At 53.7% G+C, this 26,735-nt stretch carries 29 protein-coding genes; 11 read left to right on the top strand and 18 right to left on the bottom strand.

What is annotated here, in order from left to right; translation table 11 throughout:
* Window positions 1-21: 21 nt before the first annotated feature.
* The gene (locus A4E33_RS12885) at window positions 22-894 is read right to left on the bottom strand and encodes a methanogenesis marker 12 protein (RefSeq protein ID WP_292348670.1); all 873 of its coding nucleotides are present in this window, start codon (window positions 892-894) and stop codon (window positions 22-24) included.
* Between the two features lie 39 nt (window positions 895-933).
* On the opposite strand from A4E33_RS12885, the gene A4E33_RS12890 reads away from it, so the two are divergent.
* The 5 genes from A4E33_RS12890 (at window position 934) to mch (ending at window position 6,294) form a co-directional block, all read left to right on the top strand.
* Window positions 934-1,869: an NAD-dependent epimerase/dehydratase family protein gene (locus A4E33_RS12890; RefSeq protein WP_292348897.1), complete on the top strand. Its 936-nt coding sequence runs from the start codon at window positions 934-936 to the stop codon at window positions 1,867-1,869.
* An 8-nt stretch (window positions 1,870-1,877) separates the two neighbouring features.
* Window positions 1,878-3,029: a cofactor-independent phosphoglycerate mutase gene (locus tag A4E33_RS12895; protein ID WP_292348899.1), complete on the top strand. Its 1,152-nt coding sequence runs from the start codon at window positions 1,878-1,880 to the stop codon at window positions 3,027-3,029.
* Window positions 3,030-3,507: 478 nt separating this feature from the next.
* Window positions 3,508-4,053 (top strand): hypothetical protein, encoded by a 546-nt coding sequence (locus A4E33_RS12900; protein ID WP_292348672.1) that lies wholly within the window; start codon window positions 3,508-3,510, stop codon window positions 4,051-4,053.
* Between the two features lie 85 nt (window positions 4,054-4,138).
* Window positions 4,139-5,263 (top strand): ORC1-type DNA replication protein, encoded by a 1,125-nt coding sequence (locus A4E33_RS12905; protein WP_292348673.1) that lies wholly within the window; start codon window positions 4,139-4,141, stop codon window positions 5,261-5,263.
* Window positions 5,264-5,346: 83 nt separating this feature from the next.
* Window positions 5,347-6,294, top strand: a complete 948-nt coding sequence (mch, locus tag A4E33_RS12910) for a methenyltetrahydromethanopterin cyclohydrolase (RefSeq protein ID WP_292348675.1) — start codon at window positions 5,347-5,349, stop codon at window positions 6,292-6,294.
* Window positions 6,295-6,455: 161 nt separating this feature from the next.
* On the opposite strand, the gene A4E33_RS12915 is transcribed toward mch, so the two are convergent.
* From A4E33_RS12915 to A4E33_RS12975, 13 genes are all read right to left on the bottom strand, one after another.
* Window positions 6,456-7,019, bottom strand: a complete 564-nt coding sequence (locus tag A4E33_RS12915) for a DUF5803 family protein (RefSeq protein ID WP_292348677.1) — start codon at window positions 7,017-7,019, stop codon at window positions 6,456-6,458.
* 11 nt (window positions 7,020-7,030) lie between these two features.
* On the bottom strand, window positions 7,031-8,236 hold the full coding sequence (gene thrC, locus A4E33_RS12920; RefSeq protein ID WP_292348678.1) for a threonine synthase: 1,206 nt from the start codon (window positions 8,234-8,236) through the stop codon (window positions 7,031-7,033).
* A gap of 92 nt (window positions 8,237-8,328) precedes the next feature.
* Window positions 8,329-9,150 carry a nitrilase-related carbon-nitrogen hydrolase gene (locus A4E33_RS12925; RefSeq protein WP_292348680.1) on the bottom strand — a complete coding sequence of 274 codons (822 nt, stop codon included), beginning with the start codon at window positions 9,148-9,150 and terminating at the stop codon, window positions 8,329-8,331.
* A gap of 10 nt (window positions 9,151-9,160) precedes the next feature.
* Window positions 9,161-9,355 carry a hypothetical protein gene (locus tag A4E33_RS12930; protein WP_292348682.1) on the bottom strand — a complete coding sequence of 65 codons (195 nt, stop codon included), beginning with the start codon at window positions 9,353-9,355 and terminating at the stop codon, window positions 9,161-9,163.
* Window positions 9,356-9,357: 2 nt separating this feature from the next.
* Window positions 9,358-10,008, bottom strand: a complete 651-nt coding sequence (locus A4E33_RS12935; protein ID WP_292348684.1) for a MarC family protein — start codon at window positions 10,006-10,008, stop codon at window positions 9,358-9,360.
* Window positions 10,009-10,163: 155 nt separating this feature from the next.
* Window positions 10,164-10,616, bottom strand: coding sequence for a nucleoside-diphosphate kinase (gene ndk / locus A4E33_RS12940; protein WP_292348686.1), 453 nt, complete (start codon window positions 10,614-10,616; stop codon window positions 10,164-10,166).
* A gap of 10 nt (window positions 10,617-10,626) precedes the next feature.
* Window positions 10,627-10,821, bottom strand: a complete 195-nt coding sequence (locus A4E33_RS12945) for a 50S ribosomal protein L24e (RefSeq protein ID WP_292348688.1) — start codon at window positions 10,819-10,821, stop codon at window positions 10,627-10,629.
* Between the two features lie 3 nt (window positions 10,822-10,824).
* Window positions 10,825-11,034: a 30S ribosomal protein S28e gene (locus tag A4E33_RS12950; protein WP_292348690.1), complete on the bottom strand. Its 210-nt coding sequence runs from the start codon at window positions 11,032-11,034 to the stop codon at window positions 10,825-10,827.
* 10 nt (window positions 11,035-11,044) lie between these two features.
* A complete protein-coding gene (gene rpl7ae, locus A4E33_RS12955) occupies window positions 11,045-11,413 on the bottom strand; it encodes a 50S ribosomal protein L7Ae (protein WP_292348692.1) in 369 nt (122 codons plus the stop codon).
* Window positions 11,414-11,562: 149 nt separating this feature from the next.
* On the bottom strand, window positions 11,563-13,602 hold the full coding sequence (locus A4E33_RS12960) for a DUF2298 domain-containing protein (RefSeq protein ID WP_292348693.1): 2,040 nt from the start codon (window positions 13,600-13,602) through the stop codon (window positions 11,563-11,565).
* Window positions 13,562-14,536 carry a lysylphosphatidylglycerol synthase transmembrane domain-containing protein gene (locus tag A4E33_RS12965; RefSeq protein ID WP_292348694.1) on the bottom strand — a complete coding sequence of 325 codons (975 nt, stop codon included), beginning with the start codon at window positions 14,534-14,536 and terminating at the stop codon, window positions 13,562-13,564. The genes A4E33_RS12960 and A4E33_RS12965 overlap by 41 nt, the downstream gene beginning before the upstream one ends.
* Complete coding sequence (locus A4E33_RS12970) at window positions 14,520-15,236, bottom strand: dolichyl-phosphate beta-glucosyltransferase (RefSeq protein ID WP_292348697.1); 717 nt, start codon at window positions 15,234-15,236, stop codon at window positions 14,520-14,522. Before A4E33_RS12970 ends, A4E33_RS12965 begins: the two co-directional genes overlap by 17 nt.
* The gene (locus A4E33_RS12975) at window positions 15,229-16,461 is read right to left on the bottom strand and encodes an NAD(P)/FAD-dependent oxidoreductase (RefSeq protein WP_292348698.1); all 1,233 of its coding nucleotides are present in this window, start codon (window positions 16,459-16,461) and stop codon (window positions 15,229-15,231) included. The genes A4E33_RS12970 and A4E33_RS12975 overlap by 8 nt, the downstream gene beginning before the upstream one ends.
* 192 nt (window positions 16,462-16,653) lie before the next feature.
* Between A4E33_RS12975 and A4E33_RS12980 the strand changes: the two genes are divergently transcribed.
* The 3 genes from A4E33_RS12980 to A4E33_RS12990 all read left to right on the top strand — a co-directional run bounded on the left by A4E33_RS12980 (window position 16,654) and on the right by A4E33_RS12990 (window position 20,467).
* Window positions 16,654-17,832, top strand: coding sequence for a tubulin/FtsZ family protein (locus tag A4E33_RS12980; protein ID WP_292348700.1), 1,179 nt, complete (start codon window positions 16,654-16,656; stop codon window positions 17,830-17,832).
* An 8-nt stretch (window positions 17,833-17,840) separates the two neighbouring features.
* Window positions 17,841-18,971 carry a hypothetical protein gene (locus A4E33_RS12985; RefSeq protein ID WP_292348701.1) on the top strand — a complete coding sequence of 377 codons (1,131 nt, stop codon included), beginning with the start codon at window positions 17,841-17,843 and terminating at the stop codon, window positions 18,969-18,971.
* A 752-nt stretch (window positions 18,972-19,723) separates the two neighbouring features.
* A complete protein-coding gene (locus A4E33_RS12990) occupies window positions 19,724-20,467 on the top strand; it encodes an MBL fold metallo-hydrolase (protein WP_292348703.1) in 744 nt (247 codons plus the stop codon).
* Window positions 20,468-20,813: 346 nt separating this feature from the next.
* On the opposite strand, the gene A4E33_RS12995 is transcribed toward A4E33_RS12990, so the two are convergent.
* A complete protein-coding gene (locus A4E33_RS12995; RefSeq protein ID WP_292348704.1) occupies window positions 20,814-21,389 on the bottom strand; it encodes a flavodoxin family protein in 576 nt (191 codons plus the stop codon).
* Window positions 21,390-21,510: 121 nt separating this feature from the next.
* Here A4E33_RS12995 and A4E33_RS13000 point away from each other — a divergent pair, with 121 nt between their 5' ends.
* Together A4E33_RS13000 and A4E33_RS13005 are read left to right on the top strand one after the other, a co-directional pair.
* A complete protein-coding gene (locus tag A4E33_RS13000; protein ID WP_292348705.1) occupies window positions 21,511-23,124 on the top strand; it encodes a DEAD/DEAH box helicase in 1,614 nt (537 codons plus the stop codon).
* Window positions 23,125-23,177: 53 nt separating this feature from the next.
* Complete coding sequence (locus A4E33_RS13005; RefSeq protein ID WP_292348706.1) at window positions 23,178-23,675, top strand: hypothetical protein; 498 nt, start codon at window positions 23,178-23,180, stop codon at window positions 23,673-23,675.
* 9 nt (window positions 23,676-23,684) lie between these two features.
* On the opposite strand, the gene A4E33_RS13010 is transcribed toward A4E33_RS13005, so the two are convergent.
* Both A4E33_RS13010 and A4E33_RS13015 read right to left on the bottom strand, forming a co-directional pair.
* Window positions 23,685-23,870, bottom strand: a complete 186-nt coding sequence (locus A4E33_RS13010) for a hypothetical protein (RefSeq protein WP_292348709.1) — start codon at window positions 23,868-23,870, stop codon at window positions 23,685-23,687.
* Window positions 23,871-23,945: 75 nt separating this feature from the next.
* Window positions 23,946-24,404, bottom strand: a complete 459-nt coding sequence (locus A4E33_RS13015) for a Holliday junction resolvase-like protein (protein ID WP_292348711.1) — start codon at window positions 24,402-24,404, stop codon at window positions 23,946-23,948.
* A 103-nt stretch (window positions 24,405-24,507) separates the two neighbouring features.
* On the opposite strand from A4E33_RS13015, the gene A4E33_RS13020 reads away from it, so the two are divergent.
* Window positions 24,508-25,257, top strand: a complete 750-nt coding sequence (locus A4E33_RS13020) for a YkgJ family cysteine cluster protein (RefSeq protein ID WP_292348712.1) — start codon at window positions 24,508-24,510, stop codon at window positions 25,255-25,257.
* A gap of 30 nt (window positions 25,258-25,287) precedes the next feature.
* On the opposite strand, the gene A4E33_RS13025 is transcribed toward A4E33_RS13020, so the two are convergent.
* On the bottom strand, window positions 25,288-26,727 hold the full coding sequence (locus A4E33_RS13025) for a response regulator (protein WP_292348714.1): 1,440 nt from the start codon (window positions 26,725-26,727) through the stop codon (window positions 25,288-25,290).
* Window positions 26,728-26,735: the final 8 nt, after the last annotated feature.

Below are 26,735 nucleotides of genomic sequence, written 5' to 3' on the forward strand. Positions count from 1 at the left end.
ACATGATAAATCAATATAAATCTAGAGATCCACCCGTATCCCGAGGACCTCCCGTTTTCCGGAGAAAACGTCGCGGGCGATCCGGGAAAGGCCTTTTGAAGCGCACCATTCGTCATACACTGAAACAGTACAACCAAGGAGTTCCTGCACTTCCTGCGCGATTACCGGTGCAAGACTTCCGGCAAGCGCCACTTTTGCATGGGTGTTGAGAAGGCGGAGCGCTGCGCATTCCATTGCGGCAAACATTGCCACCGCACGCATCCGTTCGCCTTCCGGCAGCGAGAAGTTCACACCGGCATGCTGGAAGGCTTCGTTTGCTGTCCACTCCCCGGCATCCACTTTCCTGATGGCATCGACATCAAGTGCACCGTGCAACGTGCCCGGGGCGAAGATGCAGGCATCGAATGCCCCGACAAGTTTCCCCCCGCTGACCAGGAGTGAGACGGTATTCGAACTGACATCGGAGATTATCACATCCCCTCCCATGGTACTGCAGGCTTCATAAGCAATCCCGATCTTCTCGGGGCTGGTCTGATGGGAATACACTTTGAACCGGGGATCCGTGGGGGATCCTCGATGCAGGCCCGGCATCACGATTGCAGGGATTCCGCTTGCCTTCACCTCGTCAAAAACCCGGGTCCCCCCGCCGATATGCTTTCCGGCCCCGTCACGGCTGACAATTCCCCTGTTCTTCACATTCCGTATATCGGTAATCGCGCTGATATTGTCACCCATGGAATAACAGACTGCAATCCCTTCGATTCCTCCGATCGGGCAGAGACGCGAAAGATCGTTGATGCGGAACTCCTTTGCCGCTTCCCGGGAGATCGCAAACACGCCGTTATCCCCGGCGAAACGCATCGCCGTAGTGCCATGGTCGATACCAATGAACATACCACTAATCCTATAGGATGGAGGACATATTAGGTAATGATGTTTGATGTGGTGACAGGTGGAGCCGGCTTCATCGGTTCCCATCTCGTGGATACACTGGTCGCCCAGGGCAATGAGGTACTCGTCATCGATTCGCTCGTTGCCGGCCGCAGGGAGACTATCGCACGGCATATCGACTCCCATGCAGTCCGGTTCCTGAAAAAAGATCTGCTGAAGGACGGCTGGCAGAACGCGATTCAGGGTGCCGACCGGCTCTTCCATCTTGCCGCGGATCCGGATGTCCGCCAGAGCGCGGCAAACCCGGATCCCACGATGAGGAACAACGTTGTTGCAACATACAGGGTACTTGAGGCAATGCGCCTCCACGATGTTCCGGAAATCGTCTTCACGTCCACATCAACGGTTTACGGGGAGGCAAAAATCATCCCGACACCGGAAGACTATGCACCACTCGAACCAATCTCGGTTTATGGCGCAAGCAAACTGGCATGTGAAGCGCTCATCTCGGCATACTGCCATTCATTCGACATGAAATCCTGGAACTTCCGCTTTGCCAATATCATCGGCGAACGGAGCGGTCATGGTGTTATTACGGACTTCATCAGGAAACTCCGCGCGAACCCCGCCGAACTTGAGATCCTTGGTGATGGCAGGCAGGCTAAATCCTATCTTGAGGTGCACGAATGCATCGCGGCTATGCTCTTTGCCACCGGGAAGGCACGGGGCACGGTAAATACCTTCAATATCGGATCCGAGGACTGGATCGATGTCAAGACGATTGCAGAGATCGTCATTGAAGAGATGCATCTCGAAGGGACAAAACTCCGGTTCACCGGCGGGGAACGGGGCTGGGTCGGGGATGTGCCCCGGATGCAGCTCTCGCTCGACCGAATCAAGGCCCTCCGCTGGAAACCCCAGATGGGATCAAGGGAGAGTGTCCGTCTCGCCATAAGAGACCTGCTGTCAGGATCGTGATGGGCGAAATGAAGTATATTGTCATCCTTGGAGACGGCATGGCGGACGAGCCGCTCGCTGAACTGGGGGGGAAAACACCCCTCGAATATGCCGACACACCGAATCTCGATCGAATGGCTTCTGAAGGCGCCTGCGGTATGCTCCGGACCATCCCCGATGGATTCGAGGCCGGCAGCGACATCGCAAACATGGCAGTCCTCGGGTATGCCCCGGAAAAGTACTACACCGGGAGGGGTCCTCTCGAGGCGCTCAGCATGGGAATCGATCTCGCCCCTGACGATATCGCGTACCGGTGCAACCTCGTCACGATTGAAGAGAATACAATGGCCGATTTCTCGGCCGGCCATATTACCAGCGGGGAGGGTGCCGGCCTCTTCGCATCGCTTCAGGAAGCTGTGCCCGGGGTTATGTTCAGGGCAGGTGTCAGCTACCGCAACCTGCTCGTGGTCCATGGTGGAAAAGGTGCTGTCACTATACCTCCCCACGATATTGTCGGTCAGTCGGTTTCGCAATACCTTCCCACGGGGGAGGATTCCGGGATCCTCCTCCGGTGCATGGAGGCCGGCCGACAGGTCTTCAGCCGGCACCCTGTTAACGCAGCCCGGATAAAAGAAGGAAAGCGCCCGGCAACGGGGATATGGCCATGGAGCGGGGGGCGTAAGCCGGCATTCCCTCGGTTTGCCGAGAAGTACGGGAAGACCGGCGGGATTATCTCGGCCGTCGATCTTCTCAACGGGATTGCCCGCTGTGCAGGAATGGACGTGATCACCGTGCCGGGAGCAACCGGATATCTTGACACCGATTACGATGCAAAGGCACGGTACGCGCTCGAGGCGATCAAACGGCTGGACTTTGTGTATGTCCACATCGAGGCCCCGGATGAAGCAGGTCATCTCGGGAGCATTGAGGAAAAAGTGAAAGCCATTGAACACGTCGACGGTGTCGTTGGTACTATTCGAGATACGTTTGACGGCGTACTTGCAGTGCTGCCCGATCACCCGACACCGATACGTGTCAGGACCCATACCCGTGATCCGGTTCCCTTTGTTGTCACAGGGAAGGGATCGGACGGGAGCGCTGCATTTTCAGAAGCGGCGGGAAGGTCCGGCGGACTTGGGATACGAAACGGAACGGAATTTCTTGAATTCCTCTTCGCGTAACGAGAGGGTGGCATCAGTCCCCTGCTTCATCATGGATCAGTGGGGGTAACTTTCATCATCTGCCGTACCCTTACCGGCGTAATTATCTCTCTTGATACATCAATATGTTTCCATCATGGGTTTTTTAAAACATGATCTGATGCCGTGGTTTTCCCATAATGATGTGGATATCGCCGGAAATTCATCAAAACAAATATTTAAATTGAGGGAACACCACTGCTGATTCATGCAAAAAAGCACGGGAATCCTGTTTGTTTTCCTTTGTATTGCATTCCTATTCGTGGCCGGATGCGCAAATAAGGAGACATCCAATGTAACACCACAAATTGTATACATTACCGTACTGGTTACACCGACACCCGTGCCTACAACGATTCCCACAACGGCCACGGAAATAAAACCCCCCACCGCGAGCCCTGAGAAAATACTGGATGAAGAATTCATTGATTATGTCAATAGCAACAAGATTTTTGAGTCAATGGAATCGCTTGCATATGCAAATCCGGGTTCATATTCCATCAGTACGGGATACAACGCGGCCTCACGCGAGGAGGCTGAACGGTTGACTGCCATTCTGGTCAAATCGAAAATGCCCGGAACCGAGAAGGTGAAGGCGTACCGGTCAGCGATGATGAATGCGCTCGCAATGATGGATGGCAGCACCGCAGGATTCTCGCGGTACCGTGATGCCATGGAGACTGTAATCCTGACAAAAAACGCTGCATTTGCTGAATTGCATTCAACAGGATCAGGCGTTGTAAATGCAATAAACCTGGCTGGTCGGGGAAATGATATTCGGTTGTTCAATACAACGGAATCAGGTTTGAAAATCTTCACGATGCACCATGACGGGGATCATAATTTTGCAATAACCCTCAAAGATAGCGATGGGAGATATATCTCGCTGCTTGCCAACGAGATTGGTGAATACAACGGGAAAAAGTCGGAGAACCTGACAGCAGGAAATTATACACTCGATATCACCGCTGACGGGGAATGGACAATCGGGATACGATCTGGCTGACCGGTTCTCGTTTTTTTAATTGTGTTCAGAGCAGGTATACCCTGCGCCAATGCAGTTATTACCGATGCGGTAAACGTGTACTACAATGAAAAAGAACCTGCTGATGTGGGACGAATCGCTCTTCCGTGACCCTGACGTGCTGGAGATAGACTATGTTCCCGAGCAGTTCGAATACCGTGAAAACCAGATGCGTGAGCTTGCATTCCAGATCCGCCCCGGGCTCCGGGGGGGAAGGCCACTCAACACGGTCTGCAAAGGCCTCCCGGGTACGGGAAAGACCACCAGTATCAAAAAACTCTTTGCCGAGATCGAGGAAACGACAAAGAAGCTTGTCCCGGTCTACATCAACTGCCAGATCGATAATACCAAGTTCGCTATCATCTCGCAGATTTACAAAAAGCTCTCAGGCCACCTCCCTCCGTCTTCCGGTACATCCTTCAAGCAGGTATTTGATGCAGTAGCCCGCATCCTCATCAAGGATGATATTGTTCTCCTCGTGACGCTCGACGATGCAAATTATCTCCTGTACGAGAACGAGATCAACAAAGTGCTCTATACCCTGCTGCGCTCGCACGAGACATACGAGGGGACCAGGATCGGGGTTATTGTTATCATCAGCGACATGGACGTGGATCTCTCGAGGGCTGTCGATGCCCGCGTTGCTTCGGTTTTCCGCCCGACCGAGATCTACTTTGCCCCCTATACCGATGCAGAGATCCGCGAGATCATGAAAGCCCGCGTTACCCAGGGACTGTTCCCGGGCGTCCTTTCCGATGAACTCCTCGATCTCGTGGTCCGGCAGACTACCGGCAGCGGAGATCTCCGTGTTGGTATCGATCTTCTGAAACGCGCAACACTTTCAGCGGAACGGGCAGCCCGGAGGAGCATCGAACGCGAAGATATCTGCGGCGCCTACGAAATATCGAAATACCTGCACCTGAACTATACCGTAAAGACGCTGAAGGACGAGGAACGCCTTGTCCTCAAATCCCTTGCAGAACGAAGTGAACAATCGCACGAGATGAACGCGGGTGATGTATACAAGGAGATCAGGGAATCAAACGCCATCGGATATACCCGGTTTTATGAGATAGTAAAAAAGATGGATGCGATGCGCCTCATCAACCTGCAGTACCGCGAGGGAAAAGGAAGGACGCGGATCATCACCCTGAGGTATGAACCGCACAAGGTGCTCGAGTATCTCAGGTAACCTTATACTGAACCAACGTCGCAAATGTTTCAAAAATATTATCTATCAAAAACCCCTCTTTAATCATACAGGGGTTTTCTTTCATGTTAAGTGTAAACGAACTGGCACTAGAGATTTTTGATAATCTGGCCGATCTGGCCGAGGAATTCAATTGCGCATACCATGAACTGGATAATGGTGCCCGCATCGTTGACTGCGGTGTGAGCACGCGGGGGGGGTATGCAGCAGGCAGGGCCTTCACCGAAATATGTATGGGAGGTCTTGGGGAAGTAAACTTCCGGATGGGGCAGATCAAGGAGTTCCCGATGCCCTTCATCGAGGTTGCAACGGATTTCCCGGCCGTTTCATGTCTCGGATCCCAGAAGGCCGGGTGGACGGTTAAGGTCGGAAACTATTTTGCCATGGGAAGCGGTCCCGCGCGGGCGCTCTCCCTCAAGCCAAAGCACACGTTCGAAGTCATCGAATACGATGATGATTTTGACTGCGCCGTTATCTGTCTCGAAAGCGACCACCTCCCGAACGCGGAGGTCATGACCAAGATCGCCGAGGAATGTCATGTCGATGTCGCCAATGTCTGTGCTGTTGTCGCACCGACTTCCTCCATTGTCGGTTCGGTCCAGGTTGCCGGGCGGTGTGTCGAGACGGCAATTTACAAACTGAATGAACTCGGTTTCGATACCAGAAAGGTCATCGCTGCGATGGGTACTGCACCGGTCCCGCCCGTCCGGGGTGCAAAGCTCGCAATGGGTGTAACCAACGACGCTACCATTTACCACGGCAGGATCAGCCTGACCCTGAAAGCACCCGAGATCAAGGATTATCTCGAGAAGATTCCGAGCAACAAGTCCAAAGGATATGGAAAGCCATTCAACGATATCTTCAAGGAAGCCGGCTACGACTTCTACAAGATCGATACTTCTCTGTTCTCGCCCGCAGAGGTCATTATCAACGAGTTAACATCAGGCGATGTTTATCATGTCGGAACCGTAAACACCGATGTGACCCTGAAATCGTTCGGACTCCTCAAATAGAACGGTATATCAAAAATTGCTATCTTTTTTCGTACCAGTACCCCAGATGTATCCTCCCGTTTTCCCGGGGGTTTTTTGACAAAACCAGGTTCGGAAAATTCGATGTACTTCGGGCATATTCATAAGGAAAACGGTCAGCAGAACATCGGGATCTGAAAAAATTACTCCGACGCCTTCATTGACAGAATATACGGAACAACAACGAGCACAACGATGAGTATTCCCATGAACTGCAGGAAGAAGTACAGGATCTGTTCACGGGTATCATCATAGAACCTGAGATCGAAAGCATATGTTCTGTTCCACCGGACCGTTGTGGTATTGTCCGGGTTTTTCGTGACATTCGCACCTGAACTGAGACCAGCAAGCAGCGGATTCTGCACATTAAATTCCTCGGGGATGGTCACGTTCACATGATACGGCCTGGTAAATACAGCCTGCAGGTGGTTGTCCCGGAGAGGAGCGGTATACGATACAGTATAGTTCCCCTTTTCGAAGGTGATGGAACCGGGCCTGCCCCATGGTGTGCTGGTGTTGAACGGGACCGGTGTTCCGTTTGCCGTGAGACGTATATCCCCTACCGTGAGAGGTACATTTTCACCCATGAAACCGACGTCGGTAAATTCATACCGGGCGGTATCGTTAATCTCAACGATTGCCTCGTACGCTGTCCCGTTTGAGAAGATAATGTAATCTGCCGACAGGGCTCCGGCAAAGGGAGCCATTATCAGCAGGATTACAAGTGCAGCGCAGAGATCAGCGAAGGAAGATCGGCGTCGATCTCCGTGGGGGGCTCGCATTGTTTTATCACCGTATCGGGATCCTTGAGGAGATGCCCGGTGACAATGCAGACAATCTTCTCGTCCCGGTCAATTGCACCCGTTTCCACAAGCTTGCGAATACCGGCAACCGATGCAGCTGATGCAGGTTCGACACCAATACCTTCCTTCCGGGCGAGATCCCTCTGCATCCTGAGAATCTCCTCGTCAGTTACAGATTCAGCTATGCCACCGGTTTTTCGTATTGCCGTCAGGGCTTTCTCCGCATTCACCGGTGCACCAATCCGGATCGCTGTTGCCACAGTCTCTGGATTCTTCTCGGGTATAACTTCTGCAAGGTTTTCCCTGATCGCTCTGACAACCGGGCTCGAGCCGGCTGCCTGGATGCCGGTCATCTTCGGCAGCCTGTCGATGAATCCAAGCTCCTCAAGTTCCATGAATCCCTTATGAACTGCTGAAATATTTCCAGCGTTCCCCACTGGCAGCACAAACCGATCCGGGACCTCCCCCAGCTGATCAAGTGCCTCGAACCCCATGGTCTTCTGGCCTTCCAGACGGAACGGATTGATGGAGTTGAGAAGGTACAGGCCGTGCGAGAGGCAGAGATCGTGGGTCATCTCGAGGGCACGGTCGAAGTTACCGCGGATGGAAATGACCTTCGCACCATGCATCAGGGCCTGGGCCACCTTCCCGACCGCCACCTTCCCGGCCGGGAGCAGAACAACTGCCGGTATACCTGCCTTTGCTGCATACACCGCAAGGCTCGCGGAGGTATTTCCGGTGCTGGCGCAGGCCACACTCTTCTTTTTCAGCTGGAGGGCCATCGAAACCCCGACCGTCATACCCCGGTCCTTGAAGGAACCGGACGGGTTCATGCCCTCATGTTTTGCATACAGGTGCTTAAGACCCATCTCCTTGCCGAGACGTTCAAGGTGATAGAGGGGGGTGCCCCCTTCCTGCAGGGTAACCGGCGGGATGGTTACGGGCAGCAGTTCCCTGTAGCGCCATACAGAAATTGGCCGCTTGTTCCAGGTCGCCCTTTTTATAGTCAGGGTATCGAGCGGGTATTTCACCGCGAGGAGATGCCCGCACTTTTTGCACGTATAGATGACCTCGTCAGCCGGGAAGGTGGTACCGCAACTGACGCATTCAAGATGGTACATGTGAATACTTTGGCCCTCCGGATACATATAGGCGTGCGGTTCCCTGTACAGCCCGAAGAACAGGCAGGCCGGGATATTTCCTGATCCATGGGTTATCGTGCGCTGGTGTCGCGTGAAAGCGATCGATAGAGCGTTTCTTTCCGGTCTTTTTCAACAGGAAACTGACGGCGGGTCGAATCGACAACTGAAGGATCGACATCGATAAACAGCAGTTGTTCTGCATCGTTTGCTCTGGTGATAACAGAACCGCGAGGATCTGCGGCCATGGATCCCCCGGTATACATATCAACAGGATTGGTCCCGGTTGTGTTCACGCCGACCACGTACATCTGGTTTTCGGCAGCACGTGCAGTGATAAAGAGTTCCCAGTGGTTCTGGCGTTGTGCCGGCCATGCCGCCACAACGAAAACCACGTGAGCACCACCCCGGGCATAGAGACGGAATAGTTCGGGGAAACGGAGATCGTAACAGATCGCCATCCCACAGCAAAGCGGCCCGAGAGTGAACAGACCGAGTTCGTTACCGGGATCATAGCCGGCCTCTTCATGTGCGGGACTGAAAAGGTGGATCTTTGAGTACATGGCAGAAATCCCGCCCTCCCGATCAATCACGATCGCAGTATTCCGGGGTTTTCCACTGCCCCCCTGCCGAAAGGATCCAAGGATGCAGATCCGGTTCTGTCCTGCGAGTTCCCTGAGTCTGGAAACAATATTCCCTCTGATATCCTGAATATTCCGGCCGGATTCCGGATCCCACCCGGTTGCAAACTGTTCGGGAAAACAGATCAGGGATGCACCGGATGCAGCGGCATGCCTGATAAAAACGGCTGCCTTTTCAAGGGTCTTTTCCGGCTCTTCCCATACACTGCTGATCTGTGCACAGCAGATCCTGACGGGGGCGGATGGCGGCTGCATGAAAACATCCTCAGGATTGCTCACGGGGCATGCTGAAAATTATCAGGCCGGCACTCATGACAATCAGCATAGCACTTGTCAGGAGGAGGTACGGGGCGGATGCAATCCGGACCCCCAGAAGCATGACACCGATGATCGTGCCGGCAACCGTGATACTGCTCCCGATGAGCACAAGTCCGATGGACGTTAGATCCCAGTCCTGCACACTTACCCTCCCGCCAGCAGGGGAAATGCGGTCCTGACTCCTGTGAGGACGAACTGCACGGCAATGGCGATGAGCAGCATACCCATCAGACGGTTTATCGCCCGGTATTCCCGCTGGCCGATCTTTGACATGATATAGTCTGAATTTTTCATCATATAATAGGTGATCACGATGGAGAGCACCACTGACAGCACAACAACCCCGACTGCCGGCAGCGCTATAGCCGTTGCCTCGTTCATGAGCACGATAGTGGTGGTAATCGCCCCCGGTCCCGCGATCATGGGGATAGCAAGGGGCATTATCGCAATGTCTTCCATATCGCGGGACTCGTATTTTTCTGTTGCCGTCAGCTTGGTCCGCGAGGTTCTGGCATAGACCATCTCCATGCCGATTCCGAAGAGAAGGATTCCGCCGGCGATGCGGAACGCCTCAAGGCTGATACCAAGAAGCTGGAGGATCGCGGCTCCGAGTGCTGCGACAAAGAGGAGGATGAACAGGGCATACCTGCAGGCATCCCGTGCAATGAGTGTCCGGACCTCATGATCAAGACCGGTTGTGAGAGAGACATAGATCAGGGTTGCCCCGAGCGGATTGACAATAATCAGGACAGATGATAATGCCAGCAGGGCAAAACTGATGATATCTCCCGCCATGAAGGATAGTGCGGCTGCAAAAAGTAATAGAGGTTATGGTCCACCCGAACATCTGCTGCGGCAGTTTTTCTCAATATCGTGGTTCCCGAAACCACCCGGAGTTCGGAGAACGCTGAGGGAGTCTTTTCAATCCCGTACAGGAAAAAAGTGAGAGATCAGTATTCGTACAGCACGGCCTCGTCAATCCGCGTGTACGTCGAAAGTTCTGCCGGTTTGAAGTGAATCCCGATCTCGCGGGCTGCACTCTCCGGTGAATCGGATCCGTGGATGACATTGCGCCCGATATCGAGGCCGTAGTCCCCGCGGATAGTGCCGGGTGCTGCCTCCTGCGGGTTTGTTGCACCGATAATCCTGCGGGCGACCGTCACCGCATTCCGTCCTTCCCACACCATGAGGAAGACCGGGCCTCCCATAATATACTGCTTGAGGGAGGGGAAGAAGGGTTTGGAGAGGTGTTCCTTATACTGGTCGGTGACACGGGCCTCCGGCAGTTTTTCAAACCGAGCTGCAACGAGTTTCAGCCCCTTCTTCTCAAACCGTGAAACAATATCCCCGACAAGTCCCCGCTGGACACCGTCGGGTTTGATCATGACGAAGGTGCGGTCCATAAAAAAAAGCTCACTCCTTCTTGCCGGAGGCTTTCCTTCCGGCAGAAGTCCATTCAACGCGGCGGGGGACCCGGCCGAGCTTCTGGTTGTTCTCGCACTTGGTGCTGCAGAAGTAAAAGATGGTCCCGTCTTTTTTTATGAGCATCTTACCGGTACCCGGCTCAAGCTGGGCGCCACAGAAGGTGCACACGTTTTGTTCAACCATTGTTTACCTCCTTGACATCTTCTTTGCTTCGCGCTCGGTCTCAAGGAGCATGACGATATCCCCCTCGCGGATCGGGCCGACCGTGTTGCGCGTGATAATCCGGCCTTTGTTGGTGCCATCGAGGATGCGGCACTTGACCTGCATTGCTTCACCGTGCATGCCGGTGGAGCCAACGACCTCGATTACTTCTGCCGGCGTTGCATCGTCTGCCATGGTAATACCCTCACGCCTTCAGCGCGGCAAGCTGCTTTGCAAGCTCATCGATCGTTTCCTTCGCTTTGCCAGGCTTGATGATGGCTGCAGCCGCGGAGCCGACATCGAGGCCGCTTGCGGCACCGATATCGTTCTGCTTGTTGATGAAGATATACGGGATCTTCTTCTCGTCACAAAGGGGAGCAAGGTGCATGACGATCTCTTCGGGCTCGACATCTGCACCGATCACGACGAGGGATGCAATTCCGCGTTCAATGGCTTTTGTTGCCTCATTGGATCCCTTCTTGATCTTTCCGGTGTCTCTTGCAACCTCAAGGGCTTCAAGCGCCTTGTTCTGGAGCTCCTCGGGAGCCTGTGTTTTAACATAACCTTTTGCCATAACTCACCTCATTCAGGAGTTGATCGCTCCTTCATTACTCATCAGTCAGCAATGATGTAGCCATATCAATTCAACAGGAACGGAAATAAAGGTTTGTGCACAGGTGATCCGGGGGTGACAACGGCACACCGTTTGTTATCCGCAGGGCATCACACGAGCCGGTAGATATCGGTTCCGCGGGATGAATATATTTTCGTCAGTCCATCAGCGGGTAACGCCACCACATACCGCTCGCGTTCGGGAGTGCCGACATAGAGCAGGGTCGCGTTGTATTTTTTCATCAGCGGTACGGTCATTTCCGGCTGCTCATAGATTGCCCTGATATCTGCCGGGCGCTCCGAGTACCACCCGTCATCGTTGCCTCTCCACATGAACTCGTGGAACGGCTGGCCGACGATTGAGGGAATTCCCGTGAATGACGAGACCCGGGAATAATACGAATAATCGCCCTTCTCGGCTTCGACAAGGATCTCCCGGCTGTCAAGGGACCTGAGGAACGCTATCGCACCGGCATCAGCAGGGTTCTGGATTTCCAGATACGCGAGGCCGTCGAGAGTTCCCGGAGCATAACTGACCGGTGCTACGATCACGAACGGGAGGATGAAAAGGATTGTTATGGTGACAACGGTCAGGATCGCAGTTCCTGTCCTTGAAAACTCAGGCAGTCTCAGGGAAACAGCACACCAGCGTCCTGCCATGACAAACGAAGCAGTTCCAAGCATCAGCCATGCGGGAAGGTAGCACTTGAAGACCGTATTCATCCGGAAAAACGTTTCGCCCATGTTATCCTTCATATACACCAGTTCGCATGCGATGAGAATCGCAAGGCCGAATGCGGCAATGATGCCGGGAATATCCCGGTCGGCTTTTGCAACGAGATACACGAACGGAATGACCGCGATCGCTGCCGCAACGTACCCGGGGAGGGCAAACGGCAGGCACACAAGCAGGAGCCATGGCTTTTTCCGGATCTCCGGAACAAGGAGTGCTAACAGGAGGGCGATGAAGATACCGTTCACCCAGAGGAACTGGAGAGGATCCGAGGGGGTTCGGACGAGTGCAATTGCCCCGGTGTGGGTTTTCAGCTGGAGGTAGAACGGCAGATAACAGAGGATCGATACGGGGGGAATCACAAGCAGAAATGCCCAGGCAGACCGGTCGCTGGAAGACCGGTGTCTCCAGATAAGGAGAAATGCCGTGATGACCACAAGGGGAGCGTAGAGAAGCACATCCCATGTGTTGAAGAGCGGCATGGACCCGAGACTTATTGCGACAAGTACCATGGTCCAGCATTTCCCCGCCCGTTCCAGCGTTTCCCAGCGTTTGTATGCATAGATGAGAAGGAAGAGCAGGAAGACCTGGTTGAAGATGGAAACCACATGGGCATGAACGTCCCCCCAGACAAACGAGAAGAGAGGATACTCGTTGATGGTGTTGGTTATCGTACGGGTCCCCAGCCATGACAGGGATGAATCATATGCCGGATTGACTGCCTTTCCCGTGATAATCTGATAGATCAGTGCCGGATTTGGCATTACAAGGGTGACAAGGGGGAGCCAGCGGAGGCGGTCGAGGAGCAGAGTACCGATGGCATAGAGGCTGATCGCAGAAAGGGCAAAGATTGTCGGGAGAGACAGGTTGAATGCAATCGTTGACGGGACGCCGGAGACTATCGCAAGACACCCGAGCATCCAGTAGCCGAGATAATAGTAGACGTTCAGGAAACCCCCGGAGAACCACGGATCGAGCGGGGGGACAACCGGCTCCCGTATCACGGAAGCGAGGAAACCGTGGTCCATGAACTTCTCGGCATAGGAGATAGTCGGATTGGCAAAGCGGATATCCAGCATGAAAAAGAAAGCAATGAGGAAAAGAGCTTCCCAGTGCCAGACGGATTTCAGTTCTTCAGGGGAATAATCTCTATGGTACAGGTGGTATGCCATAAGAGCAAGGAACGGGAGAAGCGCAAGATGGATTGGCAGCCGGACAAGTCCGCAGTACCATGAGAGTATGGTGAAAAGAAGGACCGATGCCGGAAACGCAGCAGGGAAAGCAAATTGTCCGAATGTTTTCTTCAGTGACGGGTAAAGCGAGAGCTGGAGGAGCGTGAGGACAACGAGCCAGCTGATAACACAGAAGGCCTGCTGTTCAGCTGGCAGGCGGTTCCCCCCCTTCGAGTCTGCTGTCAAGTGCCGTCTTTATCGTGGGAACCACCCAGTCACCGAGGTAATAGATCGAGACAATACCACCAACAAGAGTAACAAGATTCTTGATGAGATGATCGATAATTGCAATCAGGATTGCAGCAGAGGCCGACACCCCTCCTGCGAGCCCGAAGGTAAACCAGAGGGCTGCTTCATAGGTACCCATGCCACCCGGCGTGAGCGGGACCGCTTTGACCAGGTTTCCGATGACAATCCCAAGGACAATGATGACAAAGGGGATCTGCTCATCAAACATCCTTACAACAGCATAACAGACCAGAACGTCAAGGAGCCAGATGATAATCGAAGATATGCTCAGGATAATAATGGACCTGATGTTGAGGGATGCCCGACGGATTTCATGGAGCATATTCAGGATAATCATGAGATACCTGTTTTCGGAACTGAACCGGCCGATTAAGAGGAGGAAGAGAAAAAACAGCGCACCTGCTGCAAGGGGAACAATGATCAGGGTTGTAAACCACGCCGGAGCATTCAAAATAAAAAGGAGTGAGACTGCTCCGAGCAGGGCGACCGTAATAATATCAAAGACGCGTTCGACAACAAGCGAGGATATCCCTTCCGAGTATGTGGTGCCGTACTCGTGTTTCAGGATGAAGATCCGGACAAAATCACCGAGACGGGCCGGTAGTATCAGGTTCACGGTCTGGCTGACAAAAATACAAGCTGTTGAAACGGTGACGCTGACAGTATAATTGAGGCTTTTCAGGATGGAGTGGTAACGCCAGCCCCGGAGCCACCAGGCACACAGGCAGATGGCAACGGCGATCGCAAGGTAGAGGGGGATGATATGCCGGATTGCTACGATGAGATCGTCCCGGATGCTGTAGAGCATATAGCCGAGGATCCCGACAGCAATGAGCGTCGGAATGGCAATGGCGCTAATTTTCCGATACATGAATCTGCCACCACAAACGCAGGATTGCAGTGCCCATCTCGAACACATCCCTGAACCGTACTGTTGTGCCTTTCCCTGCACGCCACCGTACCGGTAATTCTGAAATCCGGTATCCTTTGCGCTGGGACCGTACCAGGATCTCGGTATCCCAGAACCAGTGATTTGACCGGATGGCAGGAAGAACAGGGAGAATCCGATCCCGGTTAAATGCTTTGAACCCGCACTGGTGGTCGTATATGCTGCTCCGCAGGATCAGCCTGACGAGGAGGTTGTATCCCCGGCTCGCGATCTCCCGGTCACCGGAGCGAACGATATCGCTGTCAGGCAGCAGCCTCGAGCCGGTCGATATATCCGAACCGTCACGGACTGCGGATATCAGGGCCGGGAGGTGTTTCATGTCTGTTGCGAGATCCACATCGTAATAGCAGACGATTGATCCCCGGGCTTCCCGGATAGCCCGGTTCAGCGCCCTTCCCCGTCCCTGGCGTTCATCGCTGTGGAGGAGGCGGACACGGGGGTCCCGCTTTTCAAACTCACGGACATATTCCGTGCTTCCATCGGTGCTGCCATCTTCGGCAACAAGGATCTCGAAATCGGGAGTTATTGCAGAGAGTGTATCAACAGAAGTCTCAAGAGCGATCTCGAGCGAGGGGCGGTCGTTAAAGACCGGAATGATGGCGGTTATCGCCGTCTCAGCCATGGATATTTCCCCCGCTGATGCATGCAGCTGCTTCTCTTCCTGCCCTGACTGACCCCTCCATGCTGCGTTCAGGATAATTCGTCCGGGAGAACATACCTGCCATGTAGAGGCCCTGCTGCTCATACGAGGGAATCAGCGATTTATAACCGGTAGTGTAGACCGGGCCGGCGAAGGGATCGACAGCAACCCTGTGCCACCGGATCTCTGCCGGTGCAACAGAAAACCGGGTGCAGAAATCGTCGATCATGACCCTGTCGGCGTTTGCCGGGAGGTTGCCGGAGAAATACGAGGCAAGATATATGATGTGTTCGCCATACCGTTCACGGGGGATGAAATTTGTATGACTGACGACAGCACCGTAGGGCGCCCGGTCCTTCATGTTCAGCCAGTAGATGCCGTGGGTCACATCCCGGTCAATCGCGAGCGTAACACACGCAGCACCCTGATAGGGAATCGGAGGAATAGCAGGTCCGCCGGCTTTCTGCAGTACCTGGGGAGGTATGGTGGATAATACCGCATCATACGTCGTATGGTTGACCGCCCATTTCTCCCCTGTACGGGTGAGCGAGGTAACCGGAGTCCCTTTCCCGATGATCCCCCCATTCTTTTCTATGGATTTTTCCAGGGAATCAATAAGGCGCTGGAAGCCCCCGTTGAGATACCCGAGGCGTTCACCCGATACTCCGCGATCAGACCGGATCGCTATCCTGCTGAAAAGCCATGCAGCAGAGACTTCCTTTCTCCGATCCCCGAACTTGCTTTTCAGGAGCGGCTCGAAAAACGAAGTGTAGACGTTGTCACCGAGATGATCGATAATATAACGCTCCGCCGGGATATCGTCAAGAGCGGCGAGATCCGTTTTTTTTGCTGTCAGGGTCAGCAATCCGAGCCGGGCTTTCCCCAGAAGAGAGAGTTCGGGATACCGGATAATCTCCGCAGGCGTATTGAGGGGATAGACTGTACCGCCGGAGTAATACCCGGTTGTCCCGGTCCTCCATTCAAGACTCTCATGGATTCCCAGTTCCCTCATCAGGGCAAACAGGTGGTTATCTCCGGAGAAACAGTGATGGTAATACCGCTCGATCCAGTATCCATTGACATTATACGAGGACAGGCAGCCACCAAGGTACGGCATCTTCTCGAACAGATGGATCTCGTGTTCACCGGCAAGCATATGTGCAGCTGCAAGGCCGGTCAATCCTCCGCCGATGATACAGATCCGCATGGTTCCTGATCCATAGTATTTTTCATGGCGAAATGAAAAAGGCTCCGTAATAGAGCGGAAAAGAGCAGTACATCCCCGTAGATACGATAAGAAAGTTTTTGTACTGTTGAATTCAAGTTCATACGAGTAAAAGGTCTTAAAAGGAATTAAAAGAAAATAATTATCCGTTAGCCCATTGGATGGTGTAACCAGATGCGCGTATTTTTCATAGGGTTTGGTCAAGCGGGCGGCAAAATTGTCGATATGTTCATCGAACAGGACAGGAAGCTCGGGACCAACAGTTTCCGGGGGATTGCTGTAAATACTGCGCGAACCGACCTGATGGGACTCAAGAACATCGAGATGAAAGACCGGATCCTGATAGGGCAGACCATGGTCAAGGGGCATGGTGTCGGCACCGATAACGTGACCGGTGCCCGGGTCACCGCTGACGAGATCGACAGCATCATCAGCGCCATAGACATACGCGGAACCCATGATGTGGATGCATTCGTTATTGTTGCCGGTCTCGGCGGGGGAACCGGATCCGGAGGTTCACCGGTCCTTGCCCGCCACCTCAAGCGGATTTACCGGGAGCCGGTATATGCCCTCGGGATCATCCCGGCACCGGAAGAAGGCCGCCTCTATTCCTACAATGCAGCCCGGAGTCTCACAACCCTCGTGAATGAATGCGACAATACGTTTATTTTTGACAACAGCGCCTGGAAGAACGAGGGGGAGAGTGTCAAGGGTGCATTCCAGCGCCTGAACAATGAGGTTGTCCGGCGATTCGGTGTCCTCTTCCGTGCCGGTGAAGTGACCCGGATGGGCGTAGGCGAAATGGTCGTCGACTCCAGTGAGATCATCAACACCCTTCGCGGGGGAGGCATTACTTCCGTGGGATATGCAATCAGCGAAGTGATGAGCAAGCGCACCAAGGACAAGCGGGGGCTTATCGGGGGTCTCAAGAATAAACTCGGCGGAAGGAAAGAAGCAAATGAAGAGGTTCTTCTCGGGGAAGATCGGTCGGCAAAGATCGTCGCCCTCGTCCGCAGGGCGATGCTGGGGAGGCTGACACTACCCTGCGATTATTCGACCGCGGAACGGGCGCTGGTTATCATTGCCGGCCCTCCTGACGAAATGGACCGGAAAGGTGTTGAAAAAGCGAAGAGCTGGGTCGAGGAGAATATCGCCGGCGTTGAAGTCCGGGGAGGAGACTACCCGGTGCAGAGCGAGTATGTCGCTGCAGTCGTCATGCTGGCAACAGTCGGCAATGCACCGAGGATCAAGGAACTCCTTGATATCGCAAAGGAGACAAAAGAAGATGTTATTAAATCAAAAGAGAAAAAGAGCAGTATGTTTGAGGAGGGTATCGACCCCTTATTTGAGTGAGGTTTCTGATGAAGGGTATAGCTAAGTGTATTGTTCTTGCATTATCGCTGATGTTTTGTTTCCCGGCAGTATCTGCATTTGCAATGTCATCGGTCACCATCGATCCTCCCGGGCCGCTGACCGCCGGAACTCCCGTAATTATCACATTCAAGATCGACCTGACCGCATCCGGGGACGAGACATTCCCTTCAGGAGATGAACTGCAGATGTCAACGGACCTGGACTCGGCCCAGTGGACCTGGTCCCTTGTCCTTGACGGCGTGGATACCGTGCAACCCTCAACATCAGGAAGGGTTCTCTCGGTTTCCGGCTGGATTTTGTCCTATCCTTCCTCCATGGAAGAATCGATGAAGGTTACCCTGCAGGGTAAGGCACCGGCTTCTACCCAGACGACGAACAAGACCATGCTCAAGGTATGTGAATATGACAGTCATGGCAATCTCCTCTCCAGTTCCTGTGTGGAAAAGACTCAGATCATCGTGAACCCGGCAGAGATAACGAAGAAAATAGCGGAGATGGAAGCATCCCTCCAGACATACAGGAGCCATATCGATGAGAAGTCCGCCCTTGGCATCGACACTGCGTCCGGAGAAGCAAAATATTCAGAGGCCGACCAGAAGATCAAGGCTGCAAAAGGCCTGCCATCGACCCAGTATCTCCAGGCATACAGCAACCTGGATGCTGCAAAACGATCCATTGAAGACGGGGAGATTGCCCTCGACCGTGCATGGGCAGAGAGCGAGCTTGCCAATGCCCAGATCCCCATCAACAAAGTCGACGAGATTATTGCGTGGTTCAGGTCCAATGCAAGCACCAGGGATGACGCACAGCTCGCCACCATCATGACAAAACGCGAGGTTGCCGTGAGTTACCTCGTTACTGCCCAGGACGAAATCAACAATGGCAACTACAATCAGGCGAGGGTCAAGGCGCAGGATGCCTTCAATAAGGGTAACGAATCCTACACCGATGCCCTGAACAGGCAGACTGAAATCGGGAAGGGCTTTTTTGCAAACCTGCCCATACCCAAGTTCGGGAAACTCCCGATCGTCCCCATCATCGCAGTTGTAGTGGTCGTCCTTGTCATTGTCGGTGTTTTCATCTACCGCAAGCGTTCACACTGGGACGAACTCGGATAGATCCCTTCAGAAATCCACTTTTTTCTGCACGGTAACCAGATCAAATCATTCCTCCCGGGAATCTTGGGAGAATCCGGATCAATCAATCTTTGATTTTCACTTTCATCAAACCCTGGATGAAAATTGCGGGTATTCCTGTACCCGCTTGTTGGACTCAGAGTGTCCAGCATTTTTCAGCAGATTTTGATCGAAAAATTTTCAGCAAGGATCGATTAGTGATTTTCAAACGCGATTACGATCTCGATTGAAATTCTGATTCGGATCAATCAAGCTTTGATTTTCATTTTTCCATCAAACCCTGATTGAAAAATTTTCAGCAGACTTTGATTGAAAAATCGCAGGTGAACTTTGATTAAAAACCTGCTGCATGATGAAATGCTCCGACGTATTCCCCGGATTGTTGCTGTGGAGGATCAGCTTAACTTTTTGCAGGCAAACCCTGATTAAATTTTTTTCAGCAGACTTTGATTGAAAAATTTTCTGCAAGGTTTGACTGGTGTTTTTCAAACACGATCATGATCGCGATTGAAAACGTAAGCCGGATTAATCGAAACGTGCTTGAAGACAGTCCGCTCTGTCGCGCTCATGCCAATGAAGGCGTTCCCGTGGATTTAGCCTGAAGAAACCGGAGAATTCTTCCGGAAAGAATCCCCGCTCATGCAACGATTCCTGCCCCGCCGCTCATAACACCCGGGCATCCGCCAGATCTGCAGATCATACTCCTTTTTGGCAACGGATGACAATCATTCTCTATGCAGGTGACCTTCCTTGGCACCAACGGATGGTTCGATACCCCCACCGGGAACACAGTCTCAATCCTTGTCCGGACACGGGATTTCGACATCCTTTTCGATGCCGGCAACGGGATATACAAGGCTGACCGGTACATATCGCAGGAAAAGCCGGTGTACCTTTTTCTTTCGCACTTCCATATCGACCATATCGCCGGCCTCCACATCCTCGTCAAGTTCCGGCTGAAAAAAGGTCTGAAAATCTTCTGCATGCCGGGCGGCGCTGCTCTCCTCCATACCTTCGCGGGGGAACCGTTCACGGTACCGCTGGAAAAACTCCCGTACCCGGTGACCGTTACCGAGCTTGAAGAGGGATCCCACACCATCCCGTTCCCTGTCGAGTGCCGGAGACTCGTCCATCCCGCTCCCTGTTATGGCTATCGCGTAGAGATCGACGGGAAGACTGTAACGTTCTGCACGGATACCGGCGTCTGCGACAATGCCGTCACGCTTGCCCGGAATGCCGATCTCCTCATCACCGAATGCGGGCTGAAACCCGGCGAAAGCAGCCCGGACTGGCCCCATCTCAACCCGCAGGACGCAATCGGGATAGCAAAAAAAGCCGGCGCAAAACGCCTTGTCCTGCAGCACTTCGGTGCGGAAGTGTACAAAACCCTTGACGAGCGCAGGGCAGTTGAGGAACAGTACCGGGATCTCTGTCCCGGCCTTGTTGCTGCAACTGACGGCCTTACCCTGGAACTCTGATCGGCCCCCGGTACCGGATTCAATGCAGGGAGATTTTCCAGTGAAAATCAGGCTCGAAGATAAATGATGGGGGCTGATGCCCCCATACCCCCTGCAGGATAGTTGCCACCGCCCCGCGGGGGCGCTCCCGGGCGGCCTTCAAGTCCCGTTTTCCGGGAAAGTGCTCTTGCACCGCCGTGCCCCGCGAGGCATCGAATCCCGGAGAGATGAGATGTAGGAAGAGCCATCAGGTTCTTCGAAGGCCATGAGGCGGGGAGCCATCATAATTAACCACGATTCAGGTGATTTCAAGCCTTGAATGTGGGCCTTATCAGGTTCATGCCCGTTTCCAGAGAGCCAAAAATTGTTACTCACCGATCTTCTTCATCAGCCATGCCATGTTCTTCCCGAGCGTCTGCATGGTCATGATCCCTTCCTCGTCGCTCTTCACATCGCCCGGTGCGAGCCCCAGGCCGATATTCCAGTAGGATGATCCCGGGACAACCATCTGGCTGATGAAGAAGAAATGATTCATGGTGTCAAACGCATGGATGGCCCCGCCCCGGCGGACTGCCACGACTGCTGCGCCCACCTTGCGCCGGAACATGTCCTGGTTTGCCTTCGCCACGAACCCGGCCCGGTCGATCAGGGCCTTCATCTCGGTGGAAACATCCGTGAAGTACGTTGGCGATGCAAGGATGATCCCGTCGGCATCCAGCATCTTTTCTATACATTCATTCAGGATATCGCCCTTCACCGCACACCGCTTGTCCTGGTTGGTAAAACACTTTCCACAGGCTGTGCAACCCCGGATCTTCTTTCCCGAGAGCTGGACAAGTTCGGTTTTTATCCCTTCCTTCTTCAGTTCCTTAAAAACGGTATTGACAAGGATGGCGGTATTCCCATCCCTGCGTGCGCTGCCATTGAATGCAACTACCTTCATGGTACACCTGTACCCTGAATGTGGGAATCAAAGAATAAAAAACCGGGGGATAGTTCCGTATCTGCTGCACCCTGTCTCAGTGCGCCATCTTATGAGCTCGGACGCCAAATGGTGGTGCAATATGAATACAAGGATACAGTTTTCCGACTTCAGCCTGTCAAAAGAAGTCGCGAAAGCCATAGAAGATATGGGCTTTGAAGAGCCCTCGCCTATCCAGGCACTCGCCATCCCTCTTATCCAGGCCGGGCGCGATGTAACAGCCCAGGCCCAGACCGGTACCGGCAAGACCGCCGCGTTCGGTATCCCTCTCATAGAAAAGATTGACCCGGCAAAAAGGGCTGTGCAGGCAATCGTGCTCTGCCCGACCCGGGAACTTGCCATCCAGATCGCTGAAGAGTTCACCGGCCTTCTCGCACATATCCCCCGGATCACCGTGCTGCCGGTCTATGGCGGCCAGCCTATCGATCGCCAGCTCCGTGCCCTTCACCAGGGGGTTCATATCGTGATCGGTACGCCGGGGCGGGTCATGGACCACCTCGAGCGCCGGACACTCGTCCTGAACGATGTCGCAACGGTCGTGCTCGACGAGGCCGACCAGATGCTCGACATGGGATTCCGCGACGATATCGAATTCATCGTAAAAAAGGTCCCCCAGGACCGGCAGACCCTCCTGTTCTCGGCAACGATGCCGCAGCCGATCATCGATTTCTCGAAGCGGTTCCAGAACCGGCCGGAGTTTGTCCGCGTCCAGTATACCGAGCTGACCGTCCCCCAGATCGAACAGTCCTATATCGAGGTCAAGGACCGCGAGAAACTTGATGTACTCTGCCGGGTGATCGACCTGTGGGATCCCCGGCTTGCCATCATCTTCTGCAACACCAAGCGCCGGGCAGAAGAACTGGCCGGCAAAATCAAGGCCCGGGGATACCGTGCCGAGGAGCTGCACGGCGACATGAAACAGTCGCAGCGTGACCGGGTCATGGGAGGATTCCGGAAAGGACTGATCGATATCCTGATTGCGACTGATGTCGCTGCCCGGGGGATTGACGTGGAAGCAGTTGACATGGTCATCAACTTCGATGTGCCACAGGATGTCGAGTATTACGTGCACCGCATTGGCCGGACAGGGCGTGCGGGAAAGAGCGGCAGGGCGGTTACCTTTGTGGCACCCCGGGACTTCACGAAACTCCGGGAGATTCAGCACTATGCGAAGGTGAAGATCCCGAGGATCCCGGTACCCTCGCAGGGCGATGTGGCCAGGACGCGGACACTTGCAATGCTCGATAAAATCCGGAAAACCATCAGTGAGGGGGGACTGGAGACCTATACCCGGATAATCGAGCAGGAGGCGGAAGGCGACCTCACGTCCGTTGAGATTGCCGCAGCACTCCTGAAACTCCAGATGGAGCAGGGAACTGCCGAGTCTCCTGAAATCCGGGACGCGATCACATTTCCGGATACCGGTGCCGAACCCGGCATGGTCAGATTCTTCCTTGGCGTCGGCAGGGAACACAAGGTCCAGCCAAAGGACATCGTCGGAGCAATTGCCGGTGAAACGGGCATCCCGGGAAAAGCCATCGGGGCAATCCGGATCCTGGATTCGTACTCGTTTGTCGAGATCCCACAGGAACACGCTGCCGAGGTTTATGAGATCATGAAGGAACGGACCATCAGGAACCAGCCGACAAAGATCGAGCCGGCACAGGGACAGGGCCGGCGATCGTCCCCGCAGTGATGGCGGAACATATCCCATAAACCTCTTATATGTTCCGCGGACACCTTCTGTGCATGAACGCCCGATACGTTACAGGGAGTTTCCTGGTGATCCTCTCCCTGCTGTTCATTGCAGGGTGCCTGCAGGCAACCCCCCCGGCAACCCCGGCCCCGACAGAGGTTATGACGACAACTGAAGTCGCAACGCCAGTTCCCACGACACCGTTATCACTGACTCCCGGCCCTACAGAGAAACTTCCTGATATGTGGAGTCTTGATGTGCAGGTTACAGGCAACGGAGAGGCAATCGATCCGCAGATCACAACGACCATCCGTGGAGGCAAAGGATTGAATTTCATCACGATGGTTGATGTCAGGATCACCCGGGCCGATGGCAAGGTTGAAACCGGGTATATCAAAAGAGACAGAACGTACCGGGTCGGAGATTCGATTACCCTGCCGGTCACCTCGCAGATGGGCAATGTGAACAGGGTTGAGGTTTATGCAACAACCCCGCAGGGAAACAGGGTAAAAATCTTCGACGATTATGTGCCGTTCCGCACCTATCACTGATCTTTTTTTTCAGGCCTCGCGCTTTTCATCAATCTGTGCATAATACTGAACAATCGCCGGGATCACAATACCGACAGCAATGATTCCGTACGCCAGAGGTTCGTCGCCGAACGGGGGGGTAAGGATTATCCAGATGCCGTTTACGACGATAAACAATCCCAGAAAAATACTTATGATCCTGATGATGATGTGCATTCCCCGGCTCCGGTCCTTATGGGATAGTGTTCACTGCAGAAAATGAACCTTTGTATCCGGATCAACAAATCCGTATCATTCACCGGCAATCCGCATTGTCTCCCAGCGGACTGCTTTTTGTTCGACGGCGTTCCTGATAATCCGCTGGGTGCGTGACAACGCTGCTCCGTCTCCTTTCTTCACATCCATGAAAATAATCTGAATCTCACCCTGTTTCTCATCCGCAACCCGTGTCAGCCCGTCAAAGATGATATAATCCACCGGTGACCCGATAAACCGTGCATCCGACGGAGTATACTGAAAATCCGGGAGGACCGGCGCCATCTGCTCAGCTATCTTTCCCTTAAGCGTGGAACGCGACCGGTTCACGGAGTCCTTCCGTATCCCCTCGGCAGCCTCCTTCTTCCAGACCTCAAGCTCTGCCCGGGATTGTTCCTCGATGACGGGAATCATGGCCCTGACGTACGAATAGCCCAGGATAAATCCGAGGACGAGAGCCAGGACAACCGGGAGTATCAGCTCTTCAAGAGACATCAAGAGGGATACGCGGCGATCCCTTAATTTGTTTGAGGATGCGCCATCGGAACCCGGGTAATATACTTGATACTGCAAATCCCATACTGTAAAGAATGACGGGGTGGAGAGAATTTCCCTGATTCCCATACAGGAGAGAATCATCGCCGCTGAACGCGAATTATCCGATCTGCTGGCATACCCGCAGGAACGTTTTGAAGAGATAATCAGGGATGTCGGATTTCGTTGCGATTGCTGCAGCAGGTGCTGCACACGGGTGTTCAACGGCCATGTATTTCTTCTTGACCGGGATACCGCCAGGGCAAGGGAGATCGATCCACAGTCGGTTGAACCAGCTCCCTTCCCCGAGTTCTGCGACCAGAACGGCACGTTCTATGTATCCGGGTATGCCCTCAAAGCAAAGAACGATGATCGCGGGTCCTGTTATTTCCTTGAGAACACAAGGTGCAGGATATATGACCGGCGCTTTTCGATCTGCCGTGTCTATCCCTATATGCTCCACCGTGAACCTGACCAGAACGGGAAAATTGACTGGAGGCAGATAGCAGGGCTCAACGAGCACGGGGAGTACCACACCGAGATACCCGACAACCTCTGTCGTCAGACAGCCGCCGAAACCCGGGAGTACGAGGCTGCCGTCATCAGGCAGGAGATTGCATTCCTCACCTGCATTCGTGACTACTTTTTACAGAACAGGCTCAGGCATGTCCAGAAGATTCATGATGATCTCATGCGGGAATACGGACGGGGAGGGGAGATCCGTGTCATGGTATACTTCAACGGCCATCTGGAAGAGCACCGGATCCGCGGAACGGTTACTCCGAAAACGACAGGAACACCGAAGAAAAAATGAGGGAAATACCGGCCGAAAAACCGGTATGGTTCAGGGAACCGTACGGATGTTTTCGTGTTGGTTCGCCGTAGATCCGAACCGGTACGATCCTTTCGGGATGAAGAGTTCGAACCGGGCTCCCTGCAGGTAGACGCCGGTTTCGCGGAGGCCGATACCGGTGATGGAAAGGATTTCACGGGCAAGGAAGAGGCCGAGGCCGGTATTCTTGCCAAACCCGCGCCGGAAAATTTTCTCCTTGTCCTGCGGGGGTATGCCCACGCCGTCATCTTCTATCGTTATTATCAGGCCGTCATCGGTTTCATGCGCTCCAAGACTGATGCAGGTTTTTTTGGGTCCCCCGTATCTCATCGTGTTGTCGATCTGGTTGTAAAAAACACGTTCCAGAAGGGGGTCTGCAAAGATTTCAACGTCTTCCAGATCCGAGCGTACCTGGACCTGTTGCAGGTCTGCATGGGAACAGGCCCGGAGGAACACCGTCTGCACATTCTGCCAGGATGGTGGGATTACCCCAAGGTTCTGATATAACCGGGTAAACTCGATATGCTGCGCGATAATCGTGGTTGTCTCCATCAGCTTTTCGACATACATGGAGGCCTGTGTTTTCGGAGGATACTCTTTCAAAAGCGACAGGTATCCCCCCAGAACGGTAAGTTTGTTCCGGATATCGTGGCGGGTGATCTCGGCCATGAGGTTCAGCTTCTTGTTTGCCAGCTGCAGGGCCTGTTCCACCTGCTTGCGTTCCGTGATGTCCCGCGCTGCAGCATACATAAGTTTTTCACCGTAGGGGAACGATCGCCATTCAATCCAGCGGTAGATGCCATCCTTGCACCGGAACCGGTTGACAAAATTCACGATCCCTTTTCCGGCCCGCAGATCCTCCATGGCCCTGGCAGTGGCAGGCAGATCATCGGGATGGACCAGGTCAAGGAATTTTTTTCCTTCCAGCTCGTCAATACGCCACCCAAGGATCATTTCCCAGGCCGGGTTCAGTCTCCTGAAATACCCGTCGGTGTCGGCAATACAGAGGAGATCCAGGGCAAGGGTAAAGAACTGGTCAAGTTCCCCGGACTTCTCCTGCGGAGCGACCTCGGTTTTTGTCCGGTGAACGGCGATATCGATCTTGCGGCTGAGCTCGCTGAACCGGGATGCAGGATCGCTTCCCTTCTGGAGATAAAACGTTACACCGAGATTTATTGCCTCGATGACAACTTCTTCCCGCCCTTTACCGGTGAAGATGATAAACGGGATGTCCCCGAATTCTGCCCGGACCTGTTTTAAAAAATCAACCCCGTCGGATTCGGGCATAAGATAATCAGAGATGATAACATCAAAACGGCCTGCCCGGAGCTTCCTGAGCCCTTCCGCCGCAGATTCGGCAGTTTCAACCGTGTTTCTGCCATCCTTTTCAAGGAAAAGCCTGCACAGGGTGAGCAGTTCAGGCTCATCATCGACATAGAGGACAGAAGGCATGTGAATAA

This window comes from Methanoregula sp. PtaB.Bin085 (assembly GCF_002067035.1).
Classification (GTDB): Archaea; Halobacteriota; Methanomicrobia; order Methanomicrobiales; family Methanospirillaceae; genus Methanoregula.